Genomic DNA, 13,397 nt, shown 5'->3' with positions numbered 1-13,397 from the left:
CGCGTCTCGTTACAACCTTAACCCAAATGACTGATTTCGGGAGAACGGCCATGAGTTTATTTGATAGAAAGCATCTTGTTACTCAAGCAGATGCGCTACCTGGACGCAACACCCCGATGCCAGTGGCAACGCTGCATGCGGTTAACCAACATTCGATGACCAATGTGCCCGACGGTATGGAGATAGCTTATTTCGCCATGGGATGCTTCTGGGGCGTTGAGCGTTTATTTTGGTCATTGCCAGGGGTCTACAGCACGGCGGCCGGGTACACCGGCGGCTACACCCCAAACCCAACCTATCGGGAAGTGTGTTCTGGCGATACCGGGCATGCCGAAGCGGTACGCATCGTCTATGACCCGCATGTTATCAGCTACGAACAACTGCTGCAGGTGTTCTGGGAAAATCACGACCCGGCTCAAGGCATGCGTCAGGGGAACGACCAGGGCACGCAGTATCGCTCCGCCATTTACCCGTTAACGCCGGAACAAACCGCCGCCGCACAGGCCAGCCTTGAGCGTTTTCAGGCAGCAATGACCGCCGCAGGCGACGAGCGCACCATTACCACGGAAATCACTACGGCAACCCCGTTCTATTATGCCGAGGACGATCACCAGCAGTATCTGCACAAAAATCCTTACGGATATTGTGGCATTGGTGGTATTGGTGTTTGCCTGCCGCCACAAGGATAATTTCCCCCTCTGGCGACTTTACAGTGCCTTACGCTATACTAGCTTCTGAATTTACCGGCTCACTTCCACGAGCCGGTTTTCAATGTGTATTTCACACGGATTTATCAACTTCTCCCTTCCGAGGATCTGACCTGAACGGTCGGATAAGATATGTTAAACAGTATTTTAGTCATTCTCTGCCTGATCGCCGTGAGTGCGTTTTTCTCGATATCTGAGATCTCGCTTGCTGCATCACGCAAAATAAAACTTAAACTGCTTGCCGATGAAGGCAACGTAAACGCACAACGTGTTTTGAAGATGCAGGAAAACCCCGGCATGTTTTTTACCGTCGTGCAAATTGGCCTTAACGCGGTCGCCATTCTCGGCGGTATCGTCGGTGATGCAGCATTCTCCCCGGCGTTTTACAGCCTTTTCTCGAAGTACTTCACTCCAGAGCTGTCCGAGCAGTTAAGCTTTATTCTGTCATTCTCGCTGGTTACTGGCCTGTTCATCCTGTTCGCGGATTTAACCCCGAAACGCATCGGTATGATTGCGCCAGAAGCTGTGGCTTTGCGTATCATCAACCCGATGCGCTTCTGCCTGCTGGTCTTCCGCCCGCTGGTATGGTTCTTTAACGGTCTGGCAAACAACATTTTCCGTCTGTTTAAGATCCCAATGGTGCGTAAAGATGACATCACCTCGGACGACATTTACGCCGTGGTCGAAGCGGGTGCGCTGGCGGGTGTTCTGCGCAAGCAGGAGCATGAGCTGATTGAAAATGTATTCGAACTGGAATCCCGTACCGTCCCGTCTTCAATGACCTCGCGCGAGAATATTATCTGGTTCGATCTCCATGAAGATGAGCAAAGCCTGAAAAACAAGGTGGCGGAACATCCTCACTCCAAATTCCTGGTGTGTAACGAAGATATCGACCACATCATTGGTTATGTTGATTCAAAGGATCTCCTCAACCGCGTACTGGCGAACCAAAGCATGGCGCTGAACAGCGGAGTACAGATCCGCAATACGCTGATCGTCCCGGACACGCTGACGCTCTCTGAAGCGCTGGAAAGCTTCAAAACCGCAGGCGAAGACTTTGCCGTCATCATGAACGAGTACGCGCTGGTGGTGGGGATTATCACCCTCAACGACGTTATGACGACGCTGATGGGCGATCTGGTAGGTCAGGGTCTGGAAGAGCAGATTGTGGCACGTGATGAAAACTCATGGTTAGTCGACGGCGGTACACCGATTGATGACGTGATGCGCGTGCTGGATATCGACGAATTCCCGCAGTCTGGCAACTATGAAACCATTGGTGGTTTTATGATGTTCATGCTGCGTAAAATCCCGAAACGCACCGACTCGGTGAAGTATTCAGGCTACAAATTTGAAGTGGTGGATATCGATAACTACAAGATCGATCAGCTGCTGGTGACGCGTCTGGACAGCAAACCTACTGTTCTGGTACCAAAACTGCCAGATGCAAAAGAAGAGGCAAAGGCGTCTTAACGCCCTACAGAAACATCAACGGCTCCCATCAGGAGCCGTTTTTTTAACTACTGCATAGCACTTTGATCAAGCCATCTCAGTTTGCAGACGCAAGACCTGACGGTTAACTTCGGACATCACGGAAAAATGCAGTTTGTCCTTCACTTTTGGGATAAGAATCTTACCCTTATCAAATTCAAAAGCGCCTACATCCTTGATATATAACCGTCCACGAAACAGGATCTTCACGTACTTCGCCACCTGCAGCGGGTTGTATCGTTGGAAAATTTTCATTGTTGTCTCCTGCTGAGCATTACGCCTTTGCGGTACCACAATCGGTCCGACAATCCTCAGGCGCAAATTTTAATGCCCTATGACTATAGACTATCTCGTTGATGTTTCCAGCGTGTATAAGTTTATTTACCTTCAAGTTACAATTATTCAGAATTATCTTTTCAACGCTTCGCTGTCTTCAGTATAAGCCTTCATTTTTCGCAGGATTTGTGCGCCCGTCCGCAAACTGGCATCGCGCTTGCGGGAAAAAGCATCATTCGCACATATGATTAAATTCCAGACCCAAGTGGTCGGATCACCTGCAAAATAAAAGAGAGAAGGAAAAACTATGACCTTACGAAAACTGCTGGCGCTGTCGTGCCTGCTACTGCCGATGATTGCCTCCGCACATAAGTTTGAGACTGACCAGCGCGTACCGCCGGTGGGGATCGCCGATCGCGGCGAACTGATTCTCGATAACGATAAGTTTAGCTACAAAAGCTGGAATAGCGCGCAGTTGCCAGGCAAAGTGCGAATTGTGCAACACATTGCCGGACGCACCTCCGCCAAAGAGAAAAATGCGACGCTGATCGAGGCAATCAAAGCCGCCAACCTGCCGCACGACAAATACCAGACCACCACTATCGTCAACACAGATGACGCCATTCCCGGCTCCGGTATGTTTGTGCGCAGCAGTCTGGAGAGCAATAAGAAGCTCTACCCGTGGTCGCAATTCATTGTCGACAGCAATGGCATTGCGCGTAAAGCCTGGCAACTTGATGAAGAGAGTTCAGCAATTGTCGTTCTCGACAAGGACGGACGCGTGCAGTGGGCAAAAGATGGCGCATTAACGCAGGAAGAGGTGCAGCAGGTGATTGCCCTGCTGCACAAATTGCTCTCACAATAAATAAATTTCATACATACTGTCCTTTATTCCTCTTTCTCCGCCAATAACTGGCGGAGAAAGAAACTGCGTGATATAACCCTGACCAACAAACAGCATTAAATCACTAAGGATTAATCATCATGACATGGAGTCTGGGAGCTAACCCAATTATTTCACTGAGTGGCGGTCACTTTTTACTTTTCTATTACACAATAATCATAACATCGCGATATTTTCTTATTTTATATAAGAAAAGTTTACATAAAAAACAATCCAAATCCTTAAATGTCAATGAAGACCCATTTTTTATCGCATGGCTAAAAGATCCCACAATGGGGATCACCAACATGGTGATGGGACCACTGCTTGATGAAGGCTACATTATCAGAAAAAATGATCAACATTATCAAATAACTAAAAAGAAAAAACGAACACCACGATCTATGAAAGACACATACTTGCATACTTCAGGAAGCCAAAGAGCTTATTCAGGATAAACAAAGTGTTCACTGGGAAAGATGAAAGTCATCTTAAAAAAGCAGAGAGCATGTGTTTGGTTTATAGTAAAAAAGATAAACATAAAATAATAAAGAGACATAGAATATATTTATTATCACTAATAGCACTTGGTTTATATAAACTCATAATTGCCATGAATACAGGACACGCTAATATTGGCTATCTCATCTTAACCATATTTGTTGTTGTCCCTGTCGTATTTGCCAGCAGAATAAATATGAATGCCGTCACTCTTACCCCCTGTGGACAAGAGTACATTCGGCTTTATCATGACACGTTATTAAACGTCACGAACAAAAATCTGCAGCAGGAATGGTTAAGTAAAGTGCTTATCGGCAGCGCTGCTATCACGGGTCTTTATACCGCACAGGTTGCAGCTTCAGATTATGATAATAACAGTTTTATTCACGACACTAGCGGTAGCAGTGGTTGTGGCGGAAGTAGCTGTAGCGGCAGTAGTTGTAGCGGTAGTAGCTGCGGAGGAAGTGGATGTGGCGGATGCGGCGGTGATTAATCAAAAATGGTAGCGAATTTTCGTCCCCAACATTTAACAGTCCAGTGGCACATCACGGATAGCTGCAATTTACGCTGTCAGCATTGTTATCAACCCGGGTATGAGGGGAAACGCAATTCGCTCGCTGAACTCAAGGAAATAGCCGAGCAAATATTGCATTTCCACCAGCAGCTGGCGGGGCCCTCGCCCTTACCTTTTTTGCTCACGCTAACTGGCGGTGAACCCTTCGCTCATCCAGACTTCATCAAATTACTTCAGTTTCTGGATGAGCATCTGCAGCGCCCGAACATCGCCATCCTCACAAACGGGACGCTACTCACCGAAACGCGTTTAAAACTTATCGCCCCAATACGCCTGGCTTTTATTCAGTTAAGCGTGGACGGAGATAGCAGCATCCATGACGAAATCCGCGGCACTGGCAATTTCTCTCGCGTACTGGAGACAACAAAACGGTTAAAAGCTGAAGGCCGACGTGTGCTCTGGTCTTTTACGGCACACAAAAAAAACATCAGAAGTTTTGCCACTGTTGCAAATATGGCCAGACGCTATGCGGTAGACCGTCTATGGTTCGATCGTCTGATCCCTTGTCGCGACAACATACCCGACATTTTGGATCAAGCAGAAACTCAGGATTTCTTTCAATTTGCGGCACAGATTAAAAAGAAAATAGAACGTCCCAGTTTTATGCATCGTTTTTTAAAACCTCAGAGCAAAACTGAAATCTCAATGCTGCGCGCGTTACAATTTCAGCATCATGAATCCGCACCTTATCGCTGCCAGGCAGGAGCAGGGTTAATCACCATCATGCCCAATGCCGACGTGTATCCTTGTCGTCGTTTGCCCGTTGCAGTAGGGAATATGCTGCAGACACCGCTAACAGAGATATATCAAAACGCGCCTCTTTTTCGTCAATTGCGCGAATTCACCTGGCCCGCAGCCTGCGGTAAATGCCTTTTTAAAACGCAATGCCGTGGCGGCCTTCGATGTCTGGCATGGGCAGTTAATCATGACGCTTTCACCGCCGATCCTGGCTGCCAGTTCGCTGCCCTATCAGAATGAAAAGAATGGAAGAGGTGCAGCAGGTGATTGCCCTGCTGCACAAATTACTCAGTAAATAGAAACGCGGAAGCCGGGGTTGAGGAACGATTCACGTGGGGTGTAATCCAGAGGTTTCCCCTGCCAGTCGTGAACGTGCGCTCCGGCTGCGGCGGCAACGGCATGGCCAGCGGCGGTGTCCCACACGTTGGTTGGCCCAAAACGCGGATACAGCTGTGCGTGCCCTTCCGCCACCAGGCAGAACTTCAGCGATGAGCCAATCGAGGTGGTCTGGTGCTCACCCAACTGTTGCAGATACTCTTTTAACTCATTGTCGGCATGCGAGCGGCTAATGACCACCAGCGGCGGACGCGCGTCACGAACCTGAATTTGTTTGCGTACGCCGCACTCTTCTTTCCACGCTTTACCTTCTGCTGCGCAGTACATCACTTTCATTACCGGCGCGTAAACCACGCCCAGAACCGGCTTTCCTTTCTCGATTAGCGCAATATTGACGGTAAATTCACCGTTACGCTTAATGAACTCTTTGGTCCCGTCCAGCGGGTCCACCAGCCAGTAGCGCTGCCAATGCTGGCGAACATCCCAGCCAGGAGGCGCCTCTTCAGACAGAACCGGAATATCCGGCGTCAGCGCCAGTAATCCTTCGAGGATCACCGTATGCGCGGCGATATCTGCCGCCGTGACCGGAGAATCATCCTGCTTGCTGGTAATCTCCATCGGTTTGATTCCATCGTAGACCTGCATAATGGCATCGCCCGCGTTCCGTGCAAGCTGGCATACATGTTCTAGCATTCTCCACCTCGTTTCTGTCAGTGGTGTTAACTCGTTGTTTTACTTATACCCGATCGTCAGGGGATCCGCCAACTGTGATAGCGTCTGCGGTTTTAAACGCTATATTCATGTCATGATTCACAGTTCTGTAAGCAAGAAGATTTATATACATTTTCTTTTGTGGCTTAGATCTTAAAAGGATGCCCCTGATGATTAAGTTTAGTGCAACGCTTCTGGCAACGCTGATTGCAGCCAGCGTCAATGCCGCGACCGTCGATCTGCGTATAATGGAAACCACTGATTTGCATAGCAATATGATGGATTTCGATTATTACAAAGATACACCGACTGAAAAATTCGGTCTGGTACGTACGGCAAGTCTGATCAACGCTGCGCGTGGTGAAGTCAAAAACAGCGTGCTGGTTGATAATGGCGATCTGATTCAGGGCAGCCCGCTCGGGGATTACATGGCGGCCAAGGGGCTGAAAGCGGGCGAAACACACCCGGTATATAAGGCGCTGAATACCCTGGATTACGCGGTGGGTAACCTCGGCAACCATGAATTCAACTACGGTCTGGAGTATCTGCACAACGCGCTGGCCGGGGCGAAATTCCCTTACGTTAACGCCAATATCATCGACGTTAAGACCAAGAAGCCGCTATTTACGCCTTACTTGATCAAAGACACTGAGGTGGTCGACAAGGAAGGGAACAAGCAAACGCTGAAGATTGGCTATATCGGCTTTGTGCCACCGCAGATTATGACCTGGGATAAAGCCAACCTCAGCGGCAAAGTCACGGTGAACGACATTACGGAAACTGCACGCAAATACGTTCCGGAAATGCGGGAAAAAGGCGCCGATGTCGTGGTGGTGGTTGCTCACTCCGGGCTTTCTGCCGACCCATATCAAACGATGGCGGAAAACTCCGTTTATTACCTCAGTGAAGTACCGGGCGTGGATGCCATTATGTTTGGTCACGCTCACGCCGTCTTCCCGGGTAAAGACTTTGCCAATATTAAAGGCGCAGATATCACAAAAGGTACGCTGAATGGGGTTCCTGCGGTGATGCCGGGTATGTGGGGCGATCACCTGGGCGTGGTGGATTTAGTGCTGAATAACGACAGCGGTAAATGGCAGGTCACTCAGGCGAAAGCCGAGGCGCGCCCGATCTATGACGCCGCAGCAAAAAAATCACTGGCAGCAGAAGACAAAAAAATCGTTGAGATCCTGAAAGCCGATCACGACGCCACGCGTGAGTTTGTCAGCAAACCGATCGGTAAATCCGCCGACAACATGTACAGCTATCTGGCGCTGGTACAGGATGACCCGACCGTACAGGTGGTGAACAACGCGCAGAAAGCCTATGTGGAACACTTTATTCAGGGCGATCCGGATCTGGCAAAACTGCCGGTACTTTCCGCCGCCGCGCCGTTTAAGGTCGGTGGACGCAAGAACGATCCGGCAAGCTTCGTAGAAGTCGAAAAAGGTCAGTTAACCTTCCGTAACGCCGCTGATTTGTATCTCTATCCCAACACTCTGGTGGTGGTGAAAGCCAGCGGTAAAGAGGTGAAAGAATGGCTGGAATGTTCCGCCGGGCAGTTCAATCAGATTGATATCCACAGCAGCAAACCACAGTCGTTGATTAACTGGGATGGCTTCCGTACCTATAACTTCGACGTGATTGACGGCGTGAATTATCAGATTGATGTTTCACAACCCGCCCGCTACGACGGTGAATGTCAGACCATTAACCCGAAAGCGGAACGTATTAAAAATCTGACCTTTAACGGCAAACCAATCGATCCGAATGCCACCTTCCTCGTCGCGACCAACAACTACCGCGCCTACGGCGGTAAGTTTGCCGGAACCGGCGACAGCCACATCGCGTTTGCCTCTCCGGATGAAAACCGCTCGGTGCTGGCGGCGTGGATTGGTGCAGAGACGAAGCGTACCGGTGAAATTCACCCGGCGGCAGATAACAACTGGCGTCTGGCGCCAATTCATAGCGACACACCACTGGATATTCGCTTTGAAACATCACCGTCTGATAAAGCCGCGGCATTTATTAAAGAGAAAGGCCAGTATCCGCTGAAGAAAGTCGCGACCGATGACATCGGTTTCGCTATTTATCAGCTGGATTTAAATAAGTAATTTTCATGCCGGATGAGGCGCAATAGCGTCTTATCCGGCCTACAAAACTACGCAGCCCGTTCGTCCCGCTGCGCTAAAACCTGCGGCAAATTCAGTTCTATCCAGTCCGCCAGCGCGGCGACTTTATCGCTCACCTGCTCACCCAACGGCGTCAGGCTATACTCCACGTGCGGCGGTACCACCGGATACGACACCCGATTGATAAACCCGTCATGCTCTAACGCTTGCAGGGATTGCGCCAGCATCTTTTCACTGACCCCGCCCATCTTACGGCGCAAATCGCTGAAACGGTGCGTACCGTCGCGCAGCGCCACCAGAATCAACACGCCCCAGCGGCTGGTGACATGTTTTAACACCTCGCGGGAGGGACACTGTTCGGCAAACAAGTTGCCATCGCGTAACTGCTGGGAGAGCGTCGAAGCTGTCATTTTCATACTAACCTTTTTGTGCGTACTTACTAAAAGTAAGTTTAGGTGTTAGCGTGATTAAACACAAGACCAATACCAAGGAGTCACTCCATGATCGCAATTACCGGCGCCACCGGCCAACTGGGCCAACATGTTATTGAATCTCTGCTGAAAACCGTTCCTGCCAGCCAGATTGTGGCAATTGTGCGTAATCCCGCTAAAGCGACGGCGCTTAGCCAGCAGGGCATTACCGTTCGTCAGGCGGATTACAGCGATGAAGCCGCCTTGACGGCTGCCTTACAGGGTATCGACAAGCTACTGCTAATCTCCTCCAGCGAAGTGGGACAACGCGCCTCGCAGCATCGCAACGTGATTAACGCAGCGAAAGCCGCGCACGTGAAATTCATCGCCTACACCAGCCTGCTGCACGCCGACACCTCCCCGCTGGGGCTGGCTGATGAGCATGTGGCAACCGAGAAGATGCTGGCTGAATCCAGTATCGCATACGCGCTGCTGCGTAACGGCTGGTACACCGAAAACTATCTCGCCAGCGCACCGGCTGCACTGGAACACGGCGTGTTTATCGGGGCTGCAGGTGAAGGCAAAATCGCCTCAGCGACCCGCGCCGACTATGCCGCTGCCGCCGCGCGCGTCATCAGTGAAGACGTTCATTCCGGTAAAACTTATGAGCTGGCGGGCGACGCAGGCTGGACCCTGAGCCAGTTGGCTGCCGAGCTGGCAAAACAGAGTGGTAAAAAAGTGGTGTATCAGAACCTGAGCGAAGCAGATTTTGCCGCCGCACTTAAAGGTATAGGCCTGCCTGCCGGGCTGGCGGACATGCTGGCTGACTCAGACACTGGCGCCTCCAAAGGCGGTCTGTTCGACGACAGCCATACGCTGAGCAAACTGATTGGTCGCCCGACCACCTCGTTGGCTGACAGTGTCAAAGGCATCGTGTAAGTGTTAAAAATTAGTTAATTGTGGTGGCATCCCCGCGCATCCTCTCTGATAATGACAGGATGATGCGTGGGGAGAGAAAACGTGCAAGGTGTACCTGAGCAGTTTATTGATGAGAAAGACAGCGCCCGCTTTCGCCATCTGGCGCAGGTGCCGGGCGTTGAGCTGTATCATGCGCACATCTCACGTTACGCCTTTGAGCCGCACACCCATGAAGCGTTTGGCATTGGCGCGATAGAAGCCGGAGCCGAACGTTTTCGCTATCGCGGCACGCAGTACGTGGCCCCCGCCCATTCCGTCGTTACCATGAATCCCGATGAGCTGCATACCGGCGAAGCTGAAACTGCCGACGGCTGGCGCTATCGGATGATTTATCTTGAACCCGATCTTCTGGAAGAGGTCACCGGGATCCGCCACTGGTGGTTTCATGACGTAACGCGTCACGATCCGCTGCGCTCGCGCCAGATCTGCTCGCTGATCCACAGCCTGTGGAACACGGAAGATCCGCTGGCGCAAAAAGGACTTCTACTCGATCTGATCGACACGTTCCAGCCACTGGCCCGCCATGCGCCGGTATTGACGGAGGGGGCGCATCGCTTTGAACGGGTACGCGAGTATCTGCACGATAATTATATGCATCCGGTCACGCTCGACGAGCTGGCGCGGGTTGCATCGCTGAGTCCCTGGCATTTTCAGCGCCAGTTTAAATCTCATTTCCACGTCACGCCGCACCAGATGCTGATGGCGATCCGCCTATGGCGAGCCAAAGGTTTTCTCACTTACGGTATGCCCGCCGCAGAGGTCGCCGCCGCAACCGGCCTCACCGACCAGTCGCATCTCACCCGCGCGTTTACCCATCGCTACGGCATTACGCCGGTACGTTATCAGAAACAAGTCGTCCGGCGTTGATCAGCAATCTCATACAATACGGCGGCATTTTTCCTGCCTACACTCGACTCATTGTTAAACGATGTGGATGTCAAAAATGATTAGCGGTGTGTTGTATGCCCTGTTGGCCGGGCTGATGTGGGGATTAATTTTTGTTGGACCGCTGATCGTACCGGAATACCCGGCGGTATTGCAGTCGATGGGGCGTTATCTGGCGCTGGGGCTGATCGCATTGCCGATTGCCTGGCTGGGACGTGCGCGCCTGCGTCAACTTGTGCGGAAAGACTGGGTAACTGCGCTGACGCTAACAATGATGGGGAATCTGATTTATTACGTTTGCCTGGCAAGCGCCATCCAGCGCACCGGCGCACCGGTCTCCACGATGATTATTGGTACATTACCGGTGGTGATCCCGGTCTTCGCTAACCTGCTCTACAGCCAGCGTGACGGCAAATTATCATGGTGGCGTCTGTCGCCTGCGCTGGTATTGATTGGTATAGGACTGCTGTGCGTGAATATCTCGGAGCTGAATCAGGGGTTACCAGACTTTAGTGGCTGGCGTTATGGTTCCGGCATCGCGCTGGCGCTTGTCTCGGTGGTGTGTTGGGCATGGTATGCGCTGCGTAATGCCCGCTGGCTGCGCGAGAATCCGGATAAGCACCCGATGATGTGGGCGACGGCCCAGGCTCTGGTAACGTTGCCTGTTTCTCTGGTCGGTTACATTGCCGCCTGCCTGTGGCTTAACGGGCAAACGCCGGACTTCGCTCTGCCCTTCGGTCCGCGTCCGGGCGTGTTTATCGGTCTGATGATAGCCATTGCGGTATTGTGTTCGTGGGTTGGCGCATTGTGCTGGAACGTCGCCAGCCAAAAATTACCGACGGTGATCCTCGGCCCGCTGATTGTCTTCGAAACGCTGGCTGGCCTGTTGTACACCTTTATTCTGCGCGAGGAATTTCCACCTCTGCTGACGGTTAGCGGAATTGCGCTGCTGATGGTTGGGGTGGTGATAGCCGTCAGAGCCAAGCCACAGAAACCGAGCGTCGTGGTGGTTTCACAATCATAATGTGCCGGATGGCGCTGCTTATCCGGCCTACAAGGATTGTACGATCTCATGTAGGCCGGATAAGGCGTTTACGCCGCCATCCGGCGCGACACTTTAAACACCGCTACCGTCTGGTTCAACCGCGCGGCCTGCTCTTCAAGCGCGGCAGCGGCGGAAGCGGACTCTTCGACCAGCGAGGCGTTTTGCTGGGTCACGCGATCCATTTCGGCAACCGCCTGGCCTACCTGATCGATACCCCGACTTTGTTCATCAGAAGCTGAGGCAATCTCCCCCATGATGTCGGTCACGCGGGTCACGGCGCTAACTATTTCCGCCATCGTTTCGCCCGCTTCATGCACCAGCGCCGTGCCGGCATTGACCCGATTCCCCGAGTCATCAATCAGCGCTTTGATCTCCTTCGCCGCCTGAGCGCTACGCTGCGCCAGCGTCCGAACCTCGCCTGCGACCACGGCAAATCCGCGTCCCTGCTCGCCCGCACGCGCCGCTTCCACCGCCGCGTTTAGCGCAAGGATATTGGTCTGGAAGGCAATGCCGTCGATAACATTGGTAATTTGCGCGATTTTGCTGGAACTGGTGGCGATTTCATCCATCGTACGCACCACACCATCGACCACGTTTCCGCCTTTTTGCGCCGTTTGTGAAGCATTTTTTGCCAGACTGGTCGCCTGACGCGCGTTATCTGCGTTCTGTCTCACGGTTGCGGTAAGTTGTTCCATGCTGGCAGCAGTCTCTTCCAGAGAGGCGGCCTGCTGCTCGGTACGTGAAGAGAGATCGTTACTGCCTGCGGCGATTTCACCCGCGCCGGTATAGATGGTATCGGCCCCGTCACGCACCACGCTGACCGTATTCGCCAGCGCCTGCTGCATGTCACGGACGTTGCTTGCCAGCAGCGCCATTTCATTACTGCCATCGGCGCTGATGGGGTGCGTCAAATCGCCTGCGGCAATGTGGCGAATATGTCCCATCACCTCGTGGAGCGGCTTGAGCAGCACTCGCTGCATCGCCAGCCAACTGGCGATAATCACGGTGACGACAATCAGCATCACCGCGGACAGCAGCCAGATTATCTTCTGGTAATCACTCTCATTGTCCTGCACTCCGGCAGTGGCCAGCGCCGTTTGCGCACTACGCCATTGCCGATAAACTTCCTGCATGGCCGTTTGCTTTTGCTCGGCATTCTGCTTGAACATCTCTTCCAGCTTTCCTTCAGCCAGCAGCACGTTCATTTTTGCCAGCGTCGCAGAATAGATGCCGTACTGCTCTTCCAGTCGATCGGCCAGATGCTCATCCAGCCCAGGCGTTTCCGGCAGAGCGTAGTATTTATCGTAATGATCTTTCGATTCGGCCAACAGGCGATTTGCCGTGTTCACCAGCTCCTGCAACTGACCGCCGTTAATCTCGCTGGCCATCGTTCCCTGTAAACGCAGCATGCCCCGGTTGAGCGTGACGCGAGCCTGGTTCAGGCTAATCCACGCATCGGTAAACTCGGCCACGTTCTGGCTGGAAAGTTGAGACACGTTAAAGTTCTGCTTATCGTTATTGAGTGCGCCAATAAAGACGCCCGCGGAGATGAGCTGCATTGCGCCCAGCGCGAGTAACACGGTGATAAGTAAGGTTATCACTTTGATTCGTTTGAACATCTGTAGCCTTTTATTATGCAGGTATTGTCTGAGGTCTAACTATCGGCAGCGGCGTGCGCTTATTTAATCCTGTCGTGCGGCTTTTTTCACCGTACCTCTCCTTTCCAATAA

The 13,397-nt window shown here is 52.0% G+C and carries 14 protein-coding genes; 10 read left to right on the top strand and 4 right to left on the bottom strand.

Annotation, left to right across the window (positions count from 1 at the left end; all coding sequences use genetic code 11):
- The first annotated feature begins 50 nt into the window (after positions 1-50).
- Positions 51-689 (top strand): peptide-methionine (S)-S-oxide reductase MsrA, encoded by a 639-nt coding sequence (msrA, locus tag OGY18_RS21685; RefSeq protein ID WP_003830412.1) that lies wholly within the window; start codon positions 51-53, stop codon positions 687-689.
- Positions 690-839: 150 nt separating this feature from the next.
- A complete protein-coding gene (gene paeA, locus OGY18_RS21680) occupies positions 840-2,180 on the top strand; it encodes a polyamine export protein PaeA (RefSeq protein WP_003830418.1) in 1,341 nt (446 codons plus the stop codon).
- Between the two features lie 66 nt (positions 2,181-2,246).
- On the opposite strand, the gene OGY18_RS21675 is transcribed toward paeA, so the two are convergent.
- Positions 2,247-2,453, bottom strand: coding sequence for a DUF1107 domain-containing protein (locus OGY18_RS21675; protein ID WP_003025710.1), 207 nt, complete (start codon positions 2,451-2,453; stop codon positions 2,247-2,249).
- 328 nt (positions 2,454-2,781) lie between these two features.
- Between OGY18_RS21675 and OGY18_RS21670 the strand changes: the two genes are divergently transcribed.
- The 4 genes from OGY18_RS21670 to OGY18_RS21655 all read left to right on the top strand — a co-directional run bounded on the left by OGY18_RS21670 (position 2,782) and on the right by OGY18_RS21655 (position 5,410).
- Positions 2,782-3,339, top strand: a complete 558-nt coding sequence (locus OGY18_RS21670; RefSeq protein ID WP_187259202.1) for a YtfJ family protein — start codon at positions 2,782-2,784, stop codon at positions 3,337-3,339.
- A gap of 119 nt (positions 3,340-3,458) precedes the next feature.
- Positions 3,459-3,815 carry a DUF2207 domain-containing protein gene (locus tag OGY18_RS21665; protein ID WP_286554318.1) on the top strand — a complete coding sequence of 119 codons (357 nt, stop codon included), beginning with the start codon at positions 3,459-3,461 and terminating at the stop codon, positions 3,813-3,815.
- Positions 3,758-4,351, top strand: coding sequence for a TIGR04222 domain-containing membrane protein (locus OGY18_RS21660; RefSeq protein WP_353622751.1), 594 nt, complete (start codon positions 3,758-3,760; stop codon positions 4,349-4,351). Before OGY18_RS21665 ends, OGY18_RS21660 begins: the two co-directional genes overlap by 58 nt.
- 6 nt (positions 4,352-4,357) lie before the next feature.
- A complete protein-coding gene (locus tag OGY18_RS21655) occupies positions 4,358-5,410 on the top strand; it encodes a radical SAM/SPASM domain-containing protein (protein ID WP_087879117.1) in 1,053 nt (350 codons plus the stop codon).
- A gap of 48 nt (positions 5,411-5,458) precedes the next feature.
- On the opposite strand, the gene cysQ is transcribed toward OGY18_RS21655, so the two are convergent.
- On the bottom strand, positions 5,459-6,199 hold the full coding sequence (gene cysQ, locus OGY18_RS21650) for a 3'(2'),5'-bisphosphate nucleotidase CysQ (RefSeq protein WP_003830423.1): 741 nt from the start codon (positions 6,197-6,199) through the stop codon (positions 5,459-5,461).
- A 188-nt stretch (positions 6,200-6,387) separates the two neighbouring features.
- Here cysQ and cpdB point away from each other — a divergent pair, with 188 nt between their 5' ends.
- Positions 6,388-8,331: a 2',3'-cyclic-nucleotide 2'-phosphodiesterase gene (gene cpdB, locus OGY18_RS21645; RefSeq protein WP_286554315.1), complete on the top strand. Its 1,944-nt coding sequence runs from the start codon at positions 6,388-6,390 to the stop codon at positions 8,329-8,331.
- A 47-nt stretch (positions 8,332-8,378) separates the two neighbouring features.
- On the opposite strand, the gene OGY18_RS21640 is transcribed toward cpdB, so the two are convergent.
- The gene (locus OGY18_RS21640) at positions 8,379-8,759 is read right to left on the bottom strand and encodes a winged helix-turn-helix transcriptional regulator (RefSeq protein WP_032934267.1); all 381 of its coding nucleotides are present in this window, start codon (positions 8,757-8,759) and stop codon (positions 8,379-8,381) included.
- Positions 8,760-8,849: 90 nt separating this feature from the next.
- On the opposite strand from OGY18_RS21640, the gene OGY18_RS21635 reads away from it, so the two are divergent.
- The 3 genes from OGY18_RS21635 to OGY18_RS21625 all read left to right on the top strand — a co-directional run bounded on the left by OGY18_RS21635 (position 8,850) and on the right by OGY18_RS21625 (position 11,646).
- The gene (locus tag OGY18_RS21635; protein WP_286554314.1) at positions 8,850-9,698 is read left to right on the top strand and encodes an SDR family oxidoreductase; all 849 of its coding nucleotides are present in this window, start codon (positions 8,850-8,852) and stop codon (positions 9,696-9,698) included.
- A gap of 81 nt (positions 9,699-9,779) precedes the next feature.
- The gene (locus OGY18_RS21630; RefSeq protein WP_286554313.1) at positions 9,780-10,604 is read left to right on the top strand and encodes an AraC family transcriptional regulator; all 825 of its coding nucleotides are present in this window, start codon (positions 9,780-9,782) and stop codon (positions 10,602-10,604) included.
- A gap of 76 nt (positions 10,605-10,680) precedes the next feature.
- Positions 10,681-11,646, top strand: coding sequence for a DMT family transporter (locus tag OGY18_RS21625; protein ID WP_063941648.1), 966 nt, complete (start codon positions 10,681-10,683; stop codon positions 11,644-11,646).
- Positions 11,647-11,714: 68 nt separating this feature from the next.
- Here OGY18_RS21625 and OGY18_RS21620 read toward each other — a convergent pair whose 3' ends face one another.
- Positions 11,715-13,286, bottom strand: a complete 1,572-nt coding sequence (locus OGY18_RS21620) for a methyl-accepting chemotaxis protein (RefSeq protein ID WP_003830435.1) — start codon at positions 13,284-13,286, stop codon at positions 11,715-11,717.
- Between the last annotated feature and the right edge of the window lie 111 nt (positions 13,287-13,397).

The organism is Citrobacter sp. Cpo142 (genome assembly GCF_030332425.1).
GTDB lineage: Bacteria > Pseudomonadota > Gammaproteobacteria > Enterobacterales > Enterobacteriaceae > Citrobacter > Citrobacter portucalensis.
This window is presented reverse-complemented; position numbering and strand designations above follow the sequence as displayed.

Excerpts from the sequence above, each read along its gene's own strand:
- msrA (WP_003830412.1), top strand. The coding sequence starts at position 51 with ATGAGTTTATTTGATAGAAAGCATCTTGTTACTCAAGCAGATGCGCTA.
- paeA (WP_003830418.1), top strand. The coding sequence starts at position 840 with ATGTTAAACAGTATTTTAGTCATTCTCTGCCTGATCGCCGTGAGTGCG.
- OGY18_RS21675 (WP_003025710.1), bottom strand. The coding sequence starts at position 2,453 with ATGAAAATTTTCCAACGATACAACCCGCTGCAGGTGGCGAAGTACGTG.
- OGY18_RS21670 (WP_187259202.1), top strand. The coding sequence starts at position 2,782 with ATGACCTTACGAAAACTGCTGGCGCTGTCGTGCCTGCTACTGCCGATG.
- OGY18_RS21665 (WP_286554318.1), top strand. The coding sequence starts at position 3,459 with ATGACATGGAGTCTGGGAGCTAACCCAATTATTTCACTGAGTGGCGGT.
- OGY18_RS21655 (WP_087879117.1), top strand. The coding sequence starts at position 4,358 with ATGGTAGCGAATTTTCGTCCCCAACATTTAACAGTCCAGTGGCACATC.
- cysQ (WP_003830423.1), bottom strand. The coding sequence starts at position 6,199 with ATGCTAGAACATGTATGCCAGCTTGCACGGAACGCGGGCGATGCCATT.
- cpdB (WP_286554315.1), top strand. The coding sequence starts at position 6,388 with ATGATTAAGTTTAGTGCAACGCTTCTGGCAACGCTGATTGCAGCCAGC.
- OGY18_RS21640 (WP_032934267.1), bottom strand. The coding sequence starts at position 8,759 with ATGACAGCTTCGACGCTCTCCCAGCAGTTACGCGATGGCAACTTGTTT.
- OGY18_RS21635 (WP_286554314.1), top strand. The coding sequence starts at position 8,850 with ATGATCGCAATTACCGGCGCCACCGGCCAACTGGGCCAACATGTTATT.
- OGY18_RS21625 (WP_063941648.1), top strand. The coding sequence starts at position 10,681 with ATGATTAGCGGTGTGTTGTATGCCCTGTTGGCCGGGCTGATGTGGGGA.
- OGY18_RS21620 (WP_003830435.1), bottom strand. The coding sequence starts at position 13,286 with ATGTTCAAACGAATCAAAGTGATAACCTTACTTATCACCGTGTTACTC.